This is a genomic window from Streptococcus mitis (genome assembly GCF_023109235.1).
In the GTDB taxonomy this organism is placed as follows: domain Bacteria; phylum Bacillota; class Bacilli; order Lactobacillales; family Streptococcaceae; genus Streptococcus; species Streptococcus mitis_DA.
Genome location: NZ_JALDUC010000001.1, coordinates 114,518 through 132,787, shown reverse-complemented (window position 1 = coordinate 132,787; position 18,270 = coordinate 114,518). Strand labels below are relative to the sequence as shown.

Sequence of the window (18,270 nt, the reverse complement as noted above, 5' to 3'; positions counted from 1 at the left end):
ACGCTTACATTGTTTTAAAATAAACTTAAATAACATAACGGAGGTATCCATCATGAAAAAGAAATGGATGTATTATGCTGCTTGCGGACTAGCTCTTTTTGGTCTTGCTGCTTGTTCTTCTAATGAATCTGCCGATGGCGGTTCATCTGATAAAGGAGACGGCGGTTCGCTAGTCGTTTATTCACCAAACTCAGAGGGCTTAATCGGAGCAACTATTCCTGCCTTTGAAGAAAAATATGGTATCAAAGTAGAACTGATTCAAGCTGGTACTGGAGAACTTTTCAAAAAACTAGAGTCAGAAAAAGAAGCACCTGTAGCCGATGTCATCTTTGGTGGTTCTTATACGCAATATGCTACCCACGGAGAACTCTTTGAAAACTATACTTCAAAAGAAAATGATAATGTTATCAAAGAATATCAAAACACAACTGGCTACTCTACTCCTTATACACTGGATGGTAGTGTTTTAATCGTCAATCCTGATTTAACGAAAGGCATGAACATCGAAGGATATAGCGACCTTCTCAAACCTGAACTAAAAGGAAAAATCGCAACTGCTGACCCAGCAAACTCTTCTAGCGCCTTTGCTCAATTAACAAATATGCTCCAAGCTCAAGGTGGTTACAAAGACGATAAAGCTTGGTCTTATGTAAAAGATCTCTTCACACTTATTGATGGTAAAATCGGTTCAAGCTCATCTGGTGTCTATAAAGCAGTCGCTGACGGAGAAATGGCTGTTGGTCTCTCTTATGAAGATCCAGCAGTTAAACTCTTAAATGACGGAGCTAACATTAAGGTAGTCTATCCAAAAGAAGGAACAGTCTTCCTACCTGCTAGTGCTGCTATCGTTAAAAAAGCGAAAAATATGGAAAATGCCAAGAAATTTATCGATTTTATTATCTCTCAAGAAGTACAAGATACACTTGGTACAACCACTACTAACCGTCCTGTTCGTAAAAATGCTAAAACGAGCGAAAATATGAAACCAATTGACAAAATCAAAACACTCACTGAAGATTATGATTATGTCATCAAGAATAAATCAGATATCGTTAAAAAATACAACGAAGTCTTTACAGATATCCAATCTAAACAGTAAAAGAGGTTCACTATGAGTGAGATCAAAATTATTAACGCAAAAAAAATCTATCACGATGTCCCTGTTATTGAGAATTTGAACATTACAATTCCAAAAGGAAGTCTCTTTACCCTTCTTGGGCCTTCAGGGTGTGGGAAAACGACCCTTCTTCGTATGATTGCAGGTTTCAACAGTATCGAAGGTGGAGAATTTTACTTCGATGATACAAAAATCAATAATATGGAACCCAGCAAACGCAATATCGGGATGGTTTTCCAAAACTACGCTATTTTCCCACATTTGACTGTCCGAGACAATGTTGCTTTTGGTCTTAAGCAAAAGAAGGTTCCGAAAGAAGAATTAGTCCAACAAACCAATAAGTATCTTGAACTCATGCAAATTGCTCAATATGCGGATCGGAAGCCCGATAAACTCAGTGGTGGACAACAACAACGTGTCGCCTTGGCACGTGCCTTAGCTGTTAATCCAAGTGTTCTCCTCATGGACGAGCCCCTTAGTAATCTGGATGCCAAACTTCGCTTGGATATGCGTCAAGCCATTCGAGAAATCCAACACGAAGTGGGAATTACAACCGTTTATGTGACCCACGACCAAGAAGAAGCTATGGCTATTTCAGATCAAATTGCTGTTATGAAAGACGGAGTCATCCAACAAATCGGTCGACCAAAAGAACTCTATCATAAACCAGCTAATGAGTTTGTAGCAACCTTTATCGGACGCACAAATATTATCCCTGCCAATCTCGAAAAACGGAGCGACGGCGCTTATATCGTCTTTTCAGATGGCTATGCTCTTCGAATGCCAGCTCTTGATCAGGCTGAGGAGCAAGCCATTCATGTAAGCATTCGTCCTGAAGAATTTATCAAAGATGAATCTGGAGATATTGAAGGAACTATTAGCGATAGCGTCTATCTTGGACTAAATACGGAGTATTTCATTGAAACAGGCTTTGCCTCAAAAATTCAGGTTAGCGAAGAATCAACTTTTGAAGAAGATCTACAAAAAGGCGATCGTATTCGTCTACGAATCAATACTCAAAAATTAAACGTCTTTTCTGCAGATGGTTCCCAAAACCTGATAAAAGGAGTCAACCATGGAACGTAAAAAACTAAATATTTGGACAGCCTCCTCTTTCTTCATCTTTCTTACCTATCTTGTCTTTCTCGTTTATCCTATCGTTACCGTGCTCAAGCAAGCACTCATACATGAAGGACAATTCTCACTAGCTAATTTTGTCACTTTCTTTAGTAAAGCTTACTACTCTGAGACACTTGTCAACAGTTTCAAGGTCTCCATTACCGCTACTGTCACTTCCTTAGTTGTAGGAACCCTATTAGCTTATCTTTTTTCCATGTATGACTTCAAGGGAAAGAAATTTCTACAAATATTGATTATCATTGCTTCCATGTCAGCTCCTTTCGTGGGAGCCTACTCCTGGATTCTCTTGCTGGGACGAAATGGGGTCATCACAAAATTCATGACAAATACTCTTCATCTTCCAGCTATTGATATTTATGGATTCAAAGGAATTGTACTTGTCTTTACACTGCAACTATTCCCACTGGTATTTCTATACGTTGCTGGGACAATGAAAAGTATTGACAATTCTCTACTTGAAGCTGCTGAAAGCATGGGGTCCTTCGGATTTAAGCGTATCGTAACGGTTGTTTTACCTCTCCTAGTTCCAACCTTACTAGCTGCTGCCCTGCTTGTGTTTATGAGAGCATTCTCAGATTTTGGAACGCCTATGTTGATTGGTGAAGGATATCGGACTTTCCCCGTCTTGATTTATACCCAATTCATTAGCGAGGTTGGAGGAAATTCTGCTTTTGCATCTGCTTTAGCAATTATGGCGATTATCATTGCCTTGGCAATCTTCCTTATCCAAAAATACATCTCAAACCGCTACAGTTTCAGCATGAATTCGCTCCATCCAATTGAGCCTAAAAAAACTACAAAAGGAAAAATGGCTGCCATTTATGCAACAGTCTACGGAATTATCTTGTTCTCTGTTCTACCTCAAGTCTACTTGATTTATACTTCTTTCCTAAAAACATCAGGTATGGTATTTGTCAAAGGTTATTCTCTAAACAGTTACAAGGTAGCTTTCAATCGTATGGGATCTGCTATTTTCAATACTATTCGTATCCCTTTGATTGCCTTAGTTCTAGTTGTCCTATTCGCAACATTTATCTCCTACCTAGCCGTTAGAAAACGGAATTTGTTTACAAACTTAATTGACAGCCTCAGTATGGTCCCTTATATTGTACCCGGAACTGTTCTAGGGATTGCCTTCATTTCTTCCTTCAATACCGGTCTATTTGGAAGTGGATTTCTTATGATTACAGGAACTGCTTTCATCTTGATTATGTCTCTATCTGTCAGAAGATTACCGTATACTATTCGCTCATCTGTTGCTAGCTTGCAACAAATAGCACCAAGTATTGAAGAAGCTGCTGAAAGCTTAGGAAGTAGCCGTCTCAATACCTTTGCCAAGATTACAACTCCAATGATGCTATCTGGTATTATTTCTGGAGCTATCCTATCTTGGGTTACAATGATTTCAGAACTCTCTACTTCTATCCTCCTCTACAATGTCAAAACAAGAACAATGACTGTAGCCATTTATACAGAGGTTCTCAGAGGGAATTACGGTGTAGCCGCAGCCTTGTCAACTATCCTGACTGTTCTAACAGTAGGTTCCTTGCTCTTGTTTATGAAAATCTCTAAAAGCAACAGCATTACACTTTAGTTTCCCCCATCAAAAACAGCCGAAAAGATTACCCTCGGCTGTTTTTTCTTATCTTGATATTCTTATCAAATCCCTAGTTCATAACAAGCAAGTCTAGACTGATTAAATAGAGGCTTCTTCCATCTTCTCACGTCCTAGTTCTCGGTAACTACGGTCACCGACAACTTCTACGCTAAACTGGCCGTCCTCATATTCAAGGATCGTCACGCTACCATTATCTAGACCATGCGGATGCATGCCATTAATCAAATAAACAATGGTTCCAATGGTCATTCCGTGGCTGACGACAAGGGCATTGCCCCCACCTTGTTCTTCCATTTCTTTGGCAATCGCTTCAAAACCTTCCTTGATTCGGCCACTGAGTTTTTCCCAGCCTTCAGCCCAACCAGCTGTATCGACCTCTACCAAACCCTCAGCCAGTTCAGCATAAGACAATTGATGAACATGGTCCACATTAAAGATACGAGGAATAATGCCCATGAAAAGATCACCATCATAAGCTCCGTCAAAGCTACCAAAACACCATTCTCTGATACGCTTGTCCATGCGATAAGGGATTTTTCCCTGCAAGCCAAGTTCATCAAGGATAATTCCCATTGTCTGAATAGTGCGACCAGAATCACTCGAATAAGCACGCTCAAACTGTAGACCAGATTCTCGCAAACCGATTCCTAATTCTTGAATCCCTCTCTCACCTTCAGCTGTTAAGGGAGTATCACTCCAACCTTGCGCGCGACCAATCGTGTTAAACATGGTCTTGCCATGACGTACCAAATACAATCGTACTTTTACCATTTTCCGTCCTCCGTTTGCTTCTATTATATCATGGATGATAAAACAAAAGCCACCCATACAGGCGACTTTTGCAGGAGATTATTATGAAAAAGTTTAGGAGTTCTATTAAATAAAGATATTAGATGAAAATCAAATTCAAACTAAATCAGTGTTATCTGTTTCAAATAATATTAGGAGGTCTTTATTTAATGATTATAGTATACACAGCTAACCTTAAATAGAACTTAAAAAATTAAACCCATTCACCTTTTTCGTTTACTTTATAGCCATTAATGGACATATTTTTTGCTAATTTTCCATCAGCTAGCAAGTAATACCACTTATCCCCATCTTTAATCCATTGGTTGCGAGCGTACTTACCATCTTGGTTCAGATAATACCAACTATCATACTGAGAATCAAATACCCACTCACTCTTAGCCATGTAACCGCCACGTTTTAGGTAGTATTCACCCTGCCAAGCTTTCTCCACATAACTACCAGTTGAATCTACATAAAACCAGCTCTTATAGTCTTCATCATAAATCCATTCACTTGCAGCCATTGAAGCATCTGCTTTTAGATAATAACGGCCTACCCAACGGTTTCTTACAAGGTTACCAGAAAGGTCATTATAGTACCATTTGCCAGACTCTTTAAGCCACTTACTTGCTTGATAATCCTTCTTAGTCTCTCCATTAGCAGTAACAGTAGCTTGAGATGAAGATGAAACTGTGGCTGATGTAACAGTAGAAACTGCTTGAATAGCCTCTTCTTTTGTCACCTTAGGCTTAGCTTTGCCTTGGTAAACATCCTCAATACGCTTAGTAAATACAGATAATTCTTCAGGGGATAACATGTGTACTAACTCAGGTTTCGCCTCATATAAAAGACCAGCTTCTTTCTTGACTTTGTGTATTCCTTCTTCAACTATATCATCAATCTTACTAAACATAGAAATCTTTTCTGCTTTCGAAAGTGTATCATCATTACTAATAGCTGTCTTCTCCATAAAGGCAACAGCATTAATTTCTCGGATATTCTTTTCTTTAGGTACTGTAGAAATCGGATAATGACTGTTAGATAAAAATAGAGAAACTTTCTTAATATAAGTGTTTATATCATCTTTATTATTATCTAATGATAAATACTTATCACTATCAACATTGAAACCAGATTGATGAAAACCAGGTGCATAGTAGCTTGAAACGCTAGCTAACATTTCTTTTTTCTCTAATTCTGTATAGTGAGAATCATTATTTACTTGAGAAATTACAAGATTCTTTTTCTTTAATATAGCAAGTTTAGCAACAGCATACTTCATTCTATAGGCAAAATGATTACCTTTTTCTCCATCGCCATTAATGTAGCTTAATTGCGATTTTTTAAAATCTGATAAAATCTTGGATAACTCTTTCAAAGGAATTTTTCTTTCTAAGCTATAGTTTCTTAGATTTTCTAACTGTTCCATAGAATATTTTAAATTGTTATTAAGTTCTTCTCTCAATTCATCCCTAATAGAGCTTACATCACTCTTGGAAATAGAGACTATATTCCATTCTCCTTTGTCAATTTCTTCAAAGAGACGATGTTCTACTTGCTTTTTGAAATTTTGTAAATCATCTTTCGTTTCCTCTATCATTTTCTTAATATCTTCTGGACTCACACTAGTGGTAGTTTCGTGGCTTTCTTCCTGCGCATAAACTACTTGATTGGCGAAAGTTGGGACTAGTAAAGTCGACAGTCCTAAAGCTACTAAAGCATGTTTCATTTCTTTTTTCATCATTCTCTCCTATTTTCTTAATTTTTAAAACTATGAATTGGTGCTGGGATTTGTCCTCCACGAGAGATGAAATCGACAGACGAAGCTCCATTGACCTTCATAACAGGTGCAGTTCCTAATAGGCCACCAAACTCAATCATATCGCCTTCTTTTCCTTTGGGAATGATACGTACAGCTGTTGTTTTCATGTTAATGACACCAATTGCAGCCTCATCCGCAATCATAGCCGCAATGGTTTCAGCAGGTGTATCCTCCGGAATGGCAATCATATCCAAGCCAACGGAACAGATAGCCGTCATAGCTTCTAGTTTTTCTAGATTAAGAGAGCCATTTTGCACTGCAGCAATCATTCCTTCATCCTCAGAAACTGGGATAAAGGCGCCTGATAAACCACCCACTTGGTTGCAGGCCATAACTCCGCCCTTCTTAACTTGGTCATTCAAGAGAGCCAAGGCAGCCGTCGTTCCATGCGTACCAACTGTCTCTAGCCCCATTTCCTCAAGGACACGTGCAACAGAATCTCCAACCGCAGGAGTTGGCGCCAAACTCAAGTCCACAATACCAAACTCCACACCCAATCTCTCACTGGCCATCTGACCAACCAATTGACCGATACGAGTGATTTTAAAGGCAGTCTTCTTGACCGTTTCTGCTACTACATCAAAGCTCTGTCCACGAACTTTTTCCAAGGCACGTTTCACCACACCAGGACCAGAAACTCCGACATTGATGATAACATCTGCCTCCCCAACACCATGAAAGGCACCCGCCATAAATGGATTGTCCTCAACAGCATTAGCGAATACAACCAACTTGGCCGCTCCCATATCTGATAGAGTTGCCGTTTCCTTGATAACTCGTCCCATATCTGCCACAGCCGTCATATTAATACCAGACTTGGTTGAGCCAATATTAACTGACGAGCAAACCTTATCCGTTTCAGCCAAAGCACGAGGAATAGAATTGATGAGAATCTCATCTCCCTTTTGATAACCTTTTTGTACCAAGGCAGAAAAACCACCAATAAAATCCACACCAATCTCTTTCGCAGCCTTATCAAGCGCTTTTGCCAGAACCACGTAGTCCGTCGCATCTGTCGCTGCCCCTATCAGAGAAATGGGTGTCACCGATACACGCTTATTTACGATTGGAATTCCCAACTCAGCTGCAATTTCATCCCCAACAGCTACTAAATTTGCTGCCTTGGTCGTAATCTTTTGATAAATTTTCTCCGCAGCACGATTGATATCTGGATCAATACAGTCCAAAAGGGAAATCCCCATGGTAATGGTTCTGATATCGAAATTTTGCTCCTCAATCATGGCGATGGTTTCAGTAACTTGTCTAATATCCATGTGCAGCTCCTAGATATTATACATAGCTTCGAAAATCGCTGCACTCTGAATATTGATTTTTACATTCAAAGTTTGACCAAAGGTTTCAAACTCATTTCGCAGATAAGTAAAATCCTGCTTTTCATCGCTAGAGACGACAGCCATCATCGTAAAATATTCATCCAAAACAGTTTGAGAGATATCATCAATATTCAAACCCAATTCTGCAATTTTACCAGAAACACCTGCAACAATTCCAGACTTATCTTTACCAACAACAGTTATAATCGCTTTCATAAGCAAACTCCAATTCTTCTTAAAATAAGAAACCTGAACATTAAACAGGATTCTTTTCAAATAGTATAGCATAATTCTAACTAAAATACTCAAAAACGCCTGCTTACGAAGTTGTTCTTAAGCAAAAAACAATTTCGTAAACAAGCGTCTACTATCCCAACTTATGATGAGTGTTCCCGCTAGGACCGAAATCCTAGCGGTAGACCAGAGCTAGACTAAGAGCACAAGACTCCATCATCATAACACTCAACAAAATTGATGATTTTATACTAATTCGATGATCGCCATTGGCGCTGCATCACCACGACGTGGTTCAGTTTTAAGGATACGAGTGTATCCACCGTTACGTTCAGCATAACGAGGTGCGATTTCTGAGAACAATTTTTGAAGTGCTGTAGTAGAAGTGTACTTGTCAGTTGCTTCATCATAGTTTTCAGATGCGATTTCATTACGTACGAAAGCAGCTGCTTGACGACGTGCATGCAAATCACCACGTTTACCTAGAGTAATCATTTTTTCAACAGTTTTACGGATTTCTTTAGCACGAGCTTCAGTTGTCACGATTGATTCGTTGATCAAAAGGTCAGTTGTCAAATCGCGAAGCATTGCTTTACGTTGTGAGCTAGTGCGTCCTAGTTTACGGTAAGCCATGTATTCCTCCTTTATTTATCTTTTAATCCAAGACCCAAATCAATGAGTTTGAGTTTCACTTCTTCCAAACTCTTGCGTCCAAGATTTCGTACTTTCATCATCTCTGCTTCAGATTTTTCTGTCAAATCATGCACAGTATTGATACCGGCACGTTTCAAACAGTTGTATGAACGCACAGACAAGTCCAGTTCCTCAATCGTACGATCCAAAATACGATCGTCAGATTCAGTATCAGCTTCTTTCATCACTTCAGTTGACTTAGCAATCTCAGTAAGATTTGTAAACAAATCAAGATGTTCTGTCAAAATACGTGCTGAAAGCCCTAAAGCATCTTCTGGAATAATTGTTCCATTTGTCAAGATTTCAAGGGTTAATTTGTCAAATCCATCATTGCTACCTACACGAGCAGGTTCCACTTGATAGTTGACTTTTGTAACTGGTGTATAAATAGAATCTACAGCAAGTGTTCCAACTGGTGCATTATCTTTTTTATTTTCATCAGCAGGTACATATCCACGACCACTGTTAACAGTCATAGTCGCTTTTAGCGAAGAACCTTCACCGATTGTAAAGAGATAATGATCTGGATTTACAATTTCAATATCGCTATCTGTCAAAATGTCACCGGCTGTTACTTCAGCAGGACCTTCAACATCTAGTTCGATGATTTTTTCGTCTTCAACGTACGATTTCACTGCAATTCCTTTAATGTTCAGAATGATTTGCATCACATCTTCACGAACACCTGGAACTGTGTCAAACTCATGTAACACACCATCAATATTGATAGATGTCACAGCTGCTCCTGGTAGAGAAGCTAGAAGTACACGACGAAGAGAGTTACCAAGAGTTGTACCGTAGCCACGTTCAAGTGGTTCGATTACAAACTTGCCATAATCTTTATTTTCATCAATTTTTGTTATATTTGGTTTTTCAAACTCGATCATTTAGTTACTCCCTCTTAAACGAAAAGCAGTGTAATGCGATGATTATACACGGCGACGTTTTGGAGGACGAGCACCATTGTGTGGCACCGGAGTCACATCACGAATTGCTGTTACTTCAAGACCAGCGGCAGCAAGCGCACGAATAGCTGACTCACGACCAGAACCTGGACCTTTTACAGTAACTTCAACTGATTTAAGACCGTGTTCTTGTGCAGATTTAGCAGCAGCTTCAGAAGCCATTTGAGCAGCGAATGGTGTAGATTTACGAGAACCTTTAAAACCAAGAGCACCAGCTGATGACCAAGCAATTGCATTACCATGCACATCAGTAATCATAACAATAGTGTTATTAAATGTAGCGTGAATATGAGCAATACCAGATTCGATATTCTTTTTCACACGACGTTTACGTGTTGGTTTAGCCAAGACTTTTACCTCCTATATTATTTTTTCTTACCAGCAATCGCAACAGCTTTACCTTTACGAGTGCGAGCGTTGTTTTTAGTGTTTTGTCCACGGACAGGAAGTCCACGACGGTGACGGATACCACGGTATGAACCGATTTCCATCAAACGTTTGATGTTCAAGTTTACTTCACGACGAAGGTCACCTTCAACTTTGATTGCATCCACTTCACGACGGATAGCATCTTCTTGATCTGATGTGAGATCACGTACACGAACATCTTCTGAGATTCCAGCAGCAGCCAAAATTTTCTTAGATGTTGCAAGTCCGATACCATAAACATAAGTCAATGAGATTACTACGCGTTTGTCATTTGGAATGTCAACTCCAGCAATACGAGCCATGTTTTCTCCTTTCTATCTTATCCTTGACGTTGTTTGTGTTTTGGATTTGCTGGGCAAATTACCATAACACGACCATTACGACGAATAACTTTACAGTATTCGCAAATTGGTTTGACCGATGGTCTTACTTTCATTTCTTATCCCTCCAAGTTTTTCGATTATTTAAAGCGGTAAGTGATACGTCCACGTGTCAAGTCATATGGACTCATTTCGACAGTAACACGATCTCCCGCTAAAATACGAATATAGTTTTTACGAATTTTACCAGAAACTGTTGCTAAAATCTGATGTCCATTTTCAAGTTCAACCGTAAACATTGCATTCGGCATTGTATCAACTACTTTGCCTTCAACTTCAATCACATCGTCTTTTGCCACGCAAAAGCACCTCCATAAATTTCGATTCGATGCCTCTAGACACAGAGACAACAATTATAAGTCAGACTATCTCAGTATAACATTTGTAGCGAATTTTTGCAAGTGTGAAAAACGCTTTATTTCAAATTTGTCAATACTTTTTCGATATCTGAGAAGACATCATTGATATCTTGATTACCTTCGATGTCATGAACCAAACCTTTGGCACGGTAGTGAGCAATGATTGGTTCCCCTTGAGCAATATTCACATCCAAACGTCGTTTGACTGTCTCAGGCTTATCATCTTCACGTTGGTAATAATCTTCTTCTTTATAGTCAACTGGTGGGTTAAAGACCTTGTGGAAAGTTTCTCCAGTTACTCGGTGGATGATTCGGCCACTCAAACGTTCCAAGAGGCTGTCAGGGTTCACTCCAATGTTGATGACCCCTTCTAGTTCAATGCCAAGTTCAGCCAATGTTTTGTCCAAGGCATGAGCTTGTTCGATTGTACGTGGGTAACCATCCAACAAGAATCCTGTTTCTTTAATATCATCTTGTGAAAGACGTTCTTTTACGATTCCATTTGTAACTTCGTCAGGAACCAATTCACCCTTGTCAATGTATGACTTAGCAAGAACACCCATCTCAGTTTGATTTGCCATAGCAGCGCGGAACATATCACCTGTTGAGATATGTGCAACATGGAATTGTTCTACGATTTTTGCTGCTTGAGTTCCCTTACCTGCACCAGGTAAGCCCATAATCAAAAGATTCATGATTTGATCTCCTTATTTTATTTTTAAATAGAAGCAAAAAGTCTTTTCACCCCTATTTAAAAACAAAATAGAAGAGGGGAGACCAAACTCTCACAAATGTTAGAGTTAAACCTCCACTCCCTCAGCATTTACTGACTCCGTAAATACTTTTATTCTGTTCTATCCATGAAACCAACATACTTACGTTTCAATAGGTAACCTTCCAATTGTTTGATTCCTTCAATACCTGTAGAGATAATGATCAAAAGACTGGTTCCTCCAAAAGCAACTGCTTCTGAAAGTCCGAAAACATCTTTTGCTACAATCGGTAAAATAGAAATCACACCAAGGAAGAGGGAACCAACAGTTGCAAGACGACGAAGAAGTTTAGACATATATTCTTCTGTACCTTTACCAGGACGAACTCCGTGGATATAGGCACCGCTCTTTTGTAGGTTCTCTGCCGCTTTTTCAGGATTAATCTGTACAAACGTATAGAAGAATGTAAAGAGAATAATCAACAAAGCATACATGGCAATACCAGTTGGTGAAGTTGTTGCCAGCAACTCTTGTGCTGTTCTTACCCAAGCCCAATCATGACCTGTAGCGCTCAAAAACTGAAGAATCGCCGCAGGCGCTGCAGTAATCGAACTTGCAAAGATAACAGGGATAACTCCAGCTGGGTTTACCTTCAAAGGAAGGTAAGAGCTAGATGGAGCACCTTGTGCAACCTTAGTATATTGGATTGGAATTTTGTATTCCGCTTGTTGAACATAGGTTGTAAAATAAATGATCAACAATACAGTAATAATCAAAATGATTACGAAAATGATAGATGAGTTGATACGGCTACTTGGGACGTTCACAAAGTAATCTACATAGATGCCCTGAATCATCTCTGGAATTGAGGCAACAATCCCGGCAAAGATAATCATAGAAACACCATTTCCGTATCCCTTATCTGTAATTTGCTCTCCCAACCAAGTCACAATCATGCTACCAGCTGTTAAGATGATACCAATCATAATAAAGACTTGTGGAGTAAGAGCTGTTTTCAACAATTGAGCTCCAGCCAAAGTATTAAAACCAGCTGTAATCCCAATAGATTGCACAAAGGCTAGAACTAGAGCAATATAACGAGTAGCTTGATTTAATTTTCTTCGACCTACTTCCCCTTGTTTACCCCACTCTACAAACTTGGGTAAAATATCCATTTGCAAGAGTTGGACAACGATAGAGGCCGTAATGTAGGGACTAACACCAAGAGCAAAAACTGAGAAGTTTTTCATGGCATTCCCTGAGACCAAGCTCAACATGTTTAAGAAGGATAATCCACTTAAAGCATTCAAGCTATTGGCATTCACACCGGGAACTGTAATGCTAGTTCCGATACGAAAGACTAAAACGATAAAAATTGTGAATAAAATTTTTGATCGAACTTGCTTGACTTTAAGAGCTTCTCTTAATAATTTAAAAAACATAGGTCACCTCTCTTAGATGACTTCTACTGAACCACCTTTAGCAGTGATAGCTTCTTCAGCTGATTTAGAGAATTTAGCTACTTTCACAGTCAATTTCTTAGTCAACTCACCGTTACCAAGAATTTTAATACCTGATTTTTCAGCTTTAACAATTCCTGCTTCGATAAGAACAACTGGAGTAACTTCAGCACCATCTTCAAAGACGTTCAATTGGTCAAGGTTCACAATTGCGTATTCTTTAGCGTTGATGTTAGTGAATCCACGTTTTGGAAGACGACGGAACAATGGAGTTTGTCCACCTTCAAAACCAAGGCGAACTCCGCCACCGCTACGAGCTTTTTGACCTTTTTGACCACGACCAGATGTTTTACCGTTACCTGATGAAGTACCACGACCAACGCGGTTACGTACTTTACGAGAACCTTCTGCAGGTTTCAATTCATGAAGTTTCATTTTTATTTTCTCCTCTTTTGTAAAATGCTAGCGCCGATAAGGGAGAAAAGGTTGTCTCCCCAATCAACTCGCCTATACGACGTCATCATAGATGACTATATCTAGTTTTAGGGGATGGTATAGTGCACATCCCCTAAAAATTCATTAGTTTACTTCTTCAACTGTTACCAAGTGAGATACTGCTGTGATCATACCACGGATAGCAGCGTTATCTTCTTTAATAACAGAGCTGTTCAATTTGCCAAGTCCAAGTGCTACAACAGTTTTACGTTGTGATGGAATGCGTCCGATTGGAGACTTAGTCAAAGTAATTTTAATTTGAGCCATTTTATCCCCTTTCTTATGCCAAATCAGAAACTGAAATACCACGAAGGGCAGCAACTTCTTCAGCGCGTTTCAATTGTTTCAAACCTTCAACAGTTGCACGAACAATGTTGATTGGAGTATTAGAACCAAGTGATTTAGATGTAATATCTGCCACACCTGCCAATTCCACAACGGCACGAACTGCACCACCAGCGGCAACTCCAGAACCTTCTACAGCAGGTTTCAACAATACTTTAGCTCCACCAAATTCTGAAAGAACTTCGTGTGGGATTGTTGTTCCAACCATAGGAACTTCGATCAAGTTTTTCTTAGCATCATCTACTGCTTTACGGATTGCTTCTGGAACTTCTTGAGCTTTACCAGTACCAAATCCTACGCGACCATTGTGGTCACCAACAACAACAAGAGCTGCGAAACGAAGACGACGTCCACCTTTAACAACTTTTGTAACACGGTTGACAGCAACTACGCGTTCTTCTAATTCAACTGCATTGTCTTTAAATGCCATTTTCTAGTGTCCTCCTATTAGAATTTCAATCCGTTTTCACGAGCTGCATCAGCCAAAGCTTTCACACGTCCGTGATATAGATATCCACCGCGGTCGAACACCACTTCTGAAATACCTTTAGCGTTTGCACGTTCTGCAACGAGTTTACCGACAGCAACGGCTTGTTCAGTTTTAGTTCCTTTTGAAACTTCTTTGTCAAGAGTTGAAGCACTTGCGAGCGTTACACCCGCTACGTCATCAATCACTTGAGCGTAGATGCCTGTATTAGAACGGAATACGTTCAAACGTGGGCGATCAGCAGTTCCAGAGAGTTTTCCGCGAACGCGACGGTGGCGTTTTTGGCGGAGTTTGTTTTTATCTGGTTTTGAAATCACAGTTTTCACCTCTTTAGTTTTAAATCGTGTGCTATGCACAAAGTTGGAAAATAGGTTGGTGGTTGAAAATCAACCACTCAACATTATTTACCTGTTTTACCTTCTTTACGGCGAACGAATTCACCAACGTAACGGATACCTTTACCTTTATATGGTTCTGGTGAACGAAGGCTACGTACGTAAGCAGCTGTTTGACCAACTACTTCTTTTGAAATCCCGCTAACAACGATTGTTGTTGGGTTTGGAAGTTCAAAAGTAATTCCTTCTGGAGCTTCAACTTCGTCTGGATGAGATTTACCAACAGCCAAAACAAGTTTAGATCCTTGAAGTTGTGCACGGTAACCAACCCCGCGCATTTCAAGTTCTTTCTTGAATCCTTCAGATACACCAACAACCATGTTGTTCAAAAGGGCACGAGTAGTTCCGTGGATAGTTTTCATTTCTTTTGAATCGTTTGGACGGTGAAGAGTTACTTCAGTACCTTCCACACGGATTTCAATATCTTTTGAGAACTCACGAGTAAGTTCTCCTTTAGGTCCTTTTACAGTTACAACGTTGTCATTGTTAGTGAGTTCAACACCAGCAGGCAACACGATAACTTTATTACCAATACGTGACATGTTTATTTTCTCCTGTTAAATTGTCAGGCCAAGACGGCCAGTTTTCACGGGGTTCAGATACTTATTTAGTTCAAGAGCTGAACTGAATACGCTCTAACGAGCTTTGTATCTTGATTTGAGTTCGAGCTAAGAATTTGGTGAAAAAGATAAGTTTGTCTTGGAGCATCGCTCCTGCTACAAACTTCCTATTTTCACTGCATTCTTTTAACGCTCTCACATCATCAATTACCAAACGTAAGCGATAACCTCACCACCAACATTCTTTTGGCGTGCTTCTTTATCAGTAAGCAAACCTTCAGAAGTTGAAAGGATAGCAATTCCAAGTCCGTTAAGAACTTTTGGAAGGTCTTCACGTTTTTTGTAGACACGAAGTCCTGGTTTAGAAACACGTTTCAAGTTAGTGATAACTTTTTCACCGTTTGGTCCGTATTTAAGAAATACACGGATGATGCCTTGTTTGTCATCTTCGATGATTTCAACGTTTTTTACAAAACCTTCGCGTTTAAGGATTTCAGCAATCCCTTTTTTGATGTTTGATGCAGGTACTTCAAGTACTTCGTGTTTAGCTTGGTTAGCGTTACGAATACGAGTTAGGAAGTCTGCGATTGGGTCAGTCATAACCATTTTATTTTTCTCCTCTTACTAGTAGTTTGCAAGTTGCACTTGCTAGTTAATACATGATACAAAGAGCGTAACAGCAAGAGCAAAAATAGGCAATTTGATGCAGGAGCGATGCTCCAAAGAAAATTGGTCTTTTTTGCCAAAGCTGTAGCTCGTGTTCAAATTGGCAAGCCCAACTGAACCCGGGCTAAACTCTGTGTGAAAAAGATAAACTTTCCTAGAAACTTCAGTTTCTTCGTCAAGTTTCCTATTTTCACTTGGAGTTTTGACGCCCTTGATATCTTAAATTACCAAGATGCTTTTGTTACACCAGGGATTTGTCCTTTGTAAGCTAATTCACGGAAGCAAACACGGCAAAGTTTAAATTTGCGGTAAACTGAATGTGGACGACCACATTTTTCACAACGAGTATAAGCTTGAGTAGAGAACTTCGCTGGACGTTTGTTCTTAGCAATCATTGATTTTTTAGCCATTAGATTTACCTCCTATATTATTTTGCAAAAGGCATTCCAAGGCCTGTAAGCAATGCACGTGACTCTTCGTCAGTGTTAGCAGTTGTTACGATAACGATGTCAAGACCACGAGTTTTGTCAACGTCATCAAAGTTGATTTCTGGGAAAATCAATTGTTCTTTCACACCAAGTGTGTAGTTTCCGCGTCCGTCAAATGATTTTGTTGGAACACCGTGGAAGTCACGTACACGTGGAAGTGAAACTGAAACCAATTTATCCAAGAATTCGTACATACGTTCACCACGAAGGGTAACTTTTGCACCGATCGCAACACCTTCACGAAGACGGAAGCCGGCGATTGATTTTTTAGCTTTAGTGATAAGTGGTTTTTGACCTGAGATAAGTGCCAATTCTTCAGCAGCTTTTTCAAGGCTTTTAGCGTTTGATACAGCTTCACCAACACCCATGTTCAAAACGATCTTATCTACTTTAGGCACAGCCATCACTGATGAGTAGTTGAATTGTTCTGTCAAAGCAGGAACTACTTCATTAAGATATTTTTCTTTTAAACGATTTGCCATTATACTTCTCCTTTCCTTCGTGATTAATCAAGCACTTCGCCTGATTTTTTGTTGTAGCGAACTTTTTTACCGTCTACAAATTTGTAACCAACACGACCAGCTACACCATTTTTATCCAAAACTTGAACGTTTGATACGTGGATAGCTGCTTCTTTCTCGATGATCCCACCTTGAGGAAGCTCGTTAGTTGGACGTTGGTGTTTCTTAACGATGTTAACACCTTCAACGATAACTTTGTTTACTTTTGGAAGGGCAGTAAGGACAACAGCTTCTGTTCCCTTATCTTTACCAGCGATTACGCGAACTTTGTCGCCTTTTTTTACAAACATTAGGTTTCTCCTTGATTTTTCTTACGCCCATAAGGGCACCCTAGCTTGAAGCTAGGGGACTAGTTTGTTTCTAAAAATTAAAGTACTTCTGGAGCAAGTGACACGATCTTCATGAAGCCACCTTCACGCAATTCACGTGCAACTGGTCCAAAGATACGTGTTCCGCGAGGAGTTTTGTCTTCACGGATGATAACTGCTGCGTTTTCGTCAAATTTGATGTATGAACCATCAGCACGACGAGCACCTGATTTAGTACGAACGATAACTGCTTTAACAACGTCACCTTTTTTAACCGCACCACCAGGAGTAGCTTGTTTTACAGATGCCACGATAACATCACCGATGTTTGCAAATTTACGTCCTGAACCACCAAGAACTTTGATAGTCAAGATTTCGCGAGCACCGCTGTTGTCTGCGACTTTCAAACGAGTTTCTGTTTGAATCATTTCAGTTTTCTCCTTTCAGGTTTGATTAGATGATGACCGCTTCTTCAACAACTTCTACAAGACGGAAACGTTTTGTAGCTGAAAGCGGACGAGTTTCCATGATACGTACGATATCACCTTCTTTGGCAACATTGTTTTCATCATGAGCTTTGTATTTTTTAGAGTAGTTAATACGTTTACCATAGACTGGGTGGTTACGTTTTGTTTCAACTACAACTGTGATTGTCTTGTCCATTTTGTCAGATACAACACGTCCAACAAGAACTTTACGATTATTGCGTTCCATTGAAATTTCTCCTTCCCTAGTCTATTATTTCGCTTCAGATTGAACTGTTTTGATACGAGCGATTTGTTTTTTAACTTCTTTCAAGCGAGCTGTTTGTTCCAATTGACCAGTAGCAGCTTGGAAACGAAGTTCAAACAATTCTTTTTTCAATTCGTTTTCGCGCTTCGCGAGTTCTTCTTGAGAAAGACCACGAAGTTCTTTAACAAATTCTTTTACTTCATTAAGTTTCATGCCT

The 18,270-nt window shown here is 39.6% G+C and carries 27 protein-coding genes; 3 read left to right on the top strand and 24 right to left on the bottom strand.

Annotated features, from left to right (window positions below; translation table 11 throughout):
- Positions 1-52 precede the first annotated feature (52 nt).
- The 3 genes from M1F55_RS00735 to M1F55_RS00725 are packed head-to-tail and all read left to right on the top strand — an operon-like array spanning position 53 to position 3,851.
- Positions 53-1,099, top strand: coding sequence for an ABC transporter substrate-binding protein (locus M1F55_RS00735; protein WP_000731166.1), 1,047 nt, complete (start codon positions 53-55; stop codon positions 1,097-1,099).
- Between the two features lie 12 nt (positions 1,100-1,111).
- Complete coding sequence (locus tag M1F55_RS00730; protein ID WP_033685580.1) at positions 1,112-2,203, top strand: ABC transporter ATP-binding protein; 1,092 nt, start codon at positions 1,112-1,114, stop codon at positions 2,201-2,203.
- On the top strand, positions 2,193-3,851 hold the full coding sequence (locus M1F55_RS00725) for an ABC transporter permease (RefSeq protein ID WP_000440018.1): 1,659 nt from the start codon (positions 2,193-2,195) through the stop codon (positions 3,849-3,851). Before M1F55_RS00730 ends, M1F55_RS00725 begins: the two co-directional genes overlap by 11 nt.
- Before the next feature lie 102 nt (positions 3,852-3,953).
- Here M1F55_RS00725 and M1F55_RS00720 read toward each other — a convergent pair whose 3' ends face one another.
- The 24 genes from M1F55_RS00720 to rpmC form a co-directional block, all read right to left on the bottom strand.
- On the bottom strand, positions 3,954-4,646 hold the full coding sequence (locus tag M1F55_RS00720; protein ID WP_000241548.1) for a histidine phosphatase family protein: 693 nt from the start codon (positions 4,644-4,646) through the stop codon (positions 3,954-3,956).
- Between the two features lie 232 nt (positions 4,647-4,878).
- Positions 4,879-6,408, bottom strand: coding sequence for an N-acetylmuramoyl-L-alanine amidase family protein (locus M1F55_RS00715; protein ID WP_247947072.1), 1,530 nt, complete (start codon positions 6,406-6,408; stop codon positions 4,879-4,881).
- Positions 6,409-6,425: 17 nt separating this feature from the next.
- Complete coding sequence (locus tag M1F55_RS00710; protein WP_050203665.1) at positions 6,426-7,763, bottom strand: PFL family protein; 1,338 nt, start codon at positions 7,761-7,763, stop codon at positions 6,426-6,428.
- A gap of 9 nt (positions 7,764-7,772) precedes the next feature.
- A complete protein-coding gene (locus M1F55_RS00705) occupies positions 7,773-8,039 on the bottom strand; it encodes an ACT domain-containing protein (RefSeq protein ID WP_000644126.1) in 267 nt (88 codons plus the stop codon).
- A gap of 264 nt (positions 8,040-8,303) precedes the next feature.
- Complete coding sequence (gene rplQ, locus M1F55_RS00700; RefSeq protein ID WP_000331493.1) at positions 8,304-8,690, bottom strand: 50S ribosomal protein L17; 387 nt, start codon at positions 8,688-8,690, stop codon at positions 8,304-8,306.
- Positions 8,691-8,701: 11 nt separating this feature from the next.
- Positions 8,702-9,637: a DNA-directed RNA polymerase subunit alpha gene (locus M1F55_RS00695; protein ID WP_000568988.1), complete on the bottom strand. Its 936-nt coding sequence runs from the start codon at positions 9,635-9,637 to the stop codon at positions 8,702-8,704.
- Positions 9,638-9,679: 42 nt separating this feature from the next.
- Positions 9,680-10,063 (bottom strand): 30S ribosomal protein S11, encoded by a 384-nt coding sequence (gene rpsK / locus M1F55_RS00690; RefSeq protein WP_001118385.1) that lies wholly within the window; start codon positions 10,061-10,063, stop codon positions 9,680-9,682.
- 17 nt (positions 10,064-10,080) lie between these two features.
- On the bottom strand, positions 10,081-10,446 hold the full coding sequence (gene rpsM / locus M1F55_RS00685; RefSeq protein WP_000090781.1) for a 30S ribosomal protein S13: 366 nt from the start codon (positions 10,444-10,446) through the stop codon (positions 10,081-10,083).
- A 17-nt stretch (positions 10,447-10,463) separates the two neighbouring features.
- Positions 10,464-10,580, bottom strand: a complete 117-nt coding sequence (rpmJ, locus tag M1F55_RS00680; protein WP_001808836.1) for a 50S ribosomal protein L36 — start codon at positions 10,578-10,580, stop codon at positions 10,464-10,466.
- Positions 10,581-10,604: 24 nt separating this feature from the next.
- A complete protein-coding gene (gene infA, locus M1F55_RS00675) occupies positions 10,605-10,823 on the bottom strand; it encodes a translation initiation factor IF-1 (protein ID WP_001029883.1) in 219 nt (72 codons plus the stop codon).
- Positions 10,824-10,939: 116 nt separating this feature from the next.
- Positions 10,940-11,578 carry an adenylate kinase gene (locus M1F55_RS00670; RefSeq protein WP_247947071.1) on the bottom strand — a complete coding sequence of 213 codons (639 nt, stop codon included), beginning with the start codon at positions 11,576-11,578 and terminating at the stop codon, positions 10,940-10,942.
- Between the two features lie 149 nt (positions 11,579-11,727).
- Positions 11,728-13,038 (bottom strand): preprotein translocase subunit SecY, encoded by a 1,311-nt coding sequence (gene secY / locus M1F55_RS00665; RefSeq protein WP_247947070.1) that lies wholly within the window; start codon positions 13,036-13,038, stop codon positions 11,728-11,730.
- Between the two features lie 12 nt (positions 13,039-13,050).
- Complete coding sequence (rplO, locus tag M1F55_RS00660; protein WP_045605115.1) at positions 13,051-13,491, bottom strand: 50S ribosomal protein L15; 441 nt, start codon at positions 13,489-13,491, stop codon at positions 13,051-13,053.
- 144 nt (positions 13,492-13,635) lie between these two features.
- Positions 13,636-13,818: a 50S ribosomal protein L30 gene (gene rpmD, locus M1F55_RS00655; protein WP_000057241.1), complete on the bottom strand. Its 183-nt coding sequence runs from the start codon at positions 13,816-13,818 to the stop codon at positions 13,636-13,638.
- Positions 13,819-13,831: 13 nt separating this feature from the next.
- Positions 13,832-14,326, bottom strand: a complete 495-nt coding sequence (gene rpsE / locus M1F55_RS00650; protein ID WP_000874202.1) for a 30S ribosomal protein S5 — start codon at positions 14,324-14,326, stop codon at positions 13,832-13,834.
- Positions 14,327-14,343: 17 nt separating this feature from the next.
- Entirely contained in the window at positions 14,344-14,700 is a 357-nt protein-coding gene (gene rplR / locus M1F55_RS00645) for a 50S ribosomal protein L18 (protein WP_000624044.1), read from the bottom strand.
- A gap of 83 nt (positions 14,701-14,783) precedes the next feature.
- Positions 14,784-15,320 carry a 50S ribosomal protein L6 gene (gene rplF / locus M1F55_RS00640; protein ID WP_000086640.1) on the bottom strand — a complete coding sequence of 179 codons (537 nt, stop codon included), beginning with the start codon at positions 15,318-15,320 and terminating at the stop codon, positions 14,784-14,786.
- A gap of 225 nt (positions 15,321-15,545) precedes the next feature.
- On the bottom strand, positions 15,546-15,944 hold the full coding sequence (gene rpsH, locus M1F55_RS00635) for a 30S ribosomal protein S8 (protein WP_000245504.1): 399 nt from the start codon (positions 15,942-15,944) through the stop codon (positions 15,546-15,548).
- A gap of 284 nt (positions 15,945-16,228) precedes the next feature.
- Positions 16,229-16,414, bottom strand: coding sequence for a type Z 30S ribosomal protein S14 (locus M1F55_RS00630; protein ID WP_001085697.1), 186 nt, complete (start codon positions 16,412-16,414; stop codon positions 16,229-16,231).
- 17 nt (positions 16,415-16,431) lie between these two features.
- On the bottom strand, positions 16,432-16,974 hold the full coding sequence (gene rplE, locus M1F55_RS00625; RefSeq protein ID WP_000013542.1) for a 50S ribosomal protein L5: 543 nt from the start codon (positions 16,972-16,974) through the stop codon (positions 16,432-16,434).
- Between the two features lie 23 nt (positions 16,975-16,997).
- Positions 16,998-17,303: a 50S ribosomal protein L24 gene (rplX, locus tag M1F55_RS00620; RefSeq protein ID WP_000497691.1), complete on the bottom strand. Its 306-nt coding sequence runs from the start codon at positions 17,301-17,303 to the stop codon at positions 16,998-17,000.
- Between the two features lie 77 nt (positions 17,304-17,380).
- A complete protein-coding gene (gene rplN / locus M1F55_RS00615; protein WP_000616545.1) occupies positions 17,381-17,749 on the bottom strand; it encodes a 50S ribosomal protein L14 in 369 nt (122 codons plus the stop codon).
- Positions 17,750-17,774: 25 nt separating this feature from the next.
- On the bottom strand, positions 17,775-18,035 hold the full coding sequence (gene rpsQ, locus M1F55_RS00610; RefSeq protein WP_000440801.1) for a 30S ribosomal protein S17: 261 nt from the start codon (positions 18,033-18,035) through the stop codon (positions 17,775-17,777).
- Positions 18,036-18,059: 24 nt separating this feature from the next.
- Positions 18,060-18,266: a 50S ribosomal protein L29 gene (gene rpmC / locus M1F55_RS00605; protein ID WP_000772918.1), complete on the bottom strand. Its 207-nt coding sequence runs from the start codon at positions 18,264-18,266 to the stop codon at positions 18,060-18,062.
- Positions 18,267-18,270: the final 4 nt, after the last annotated feature.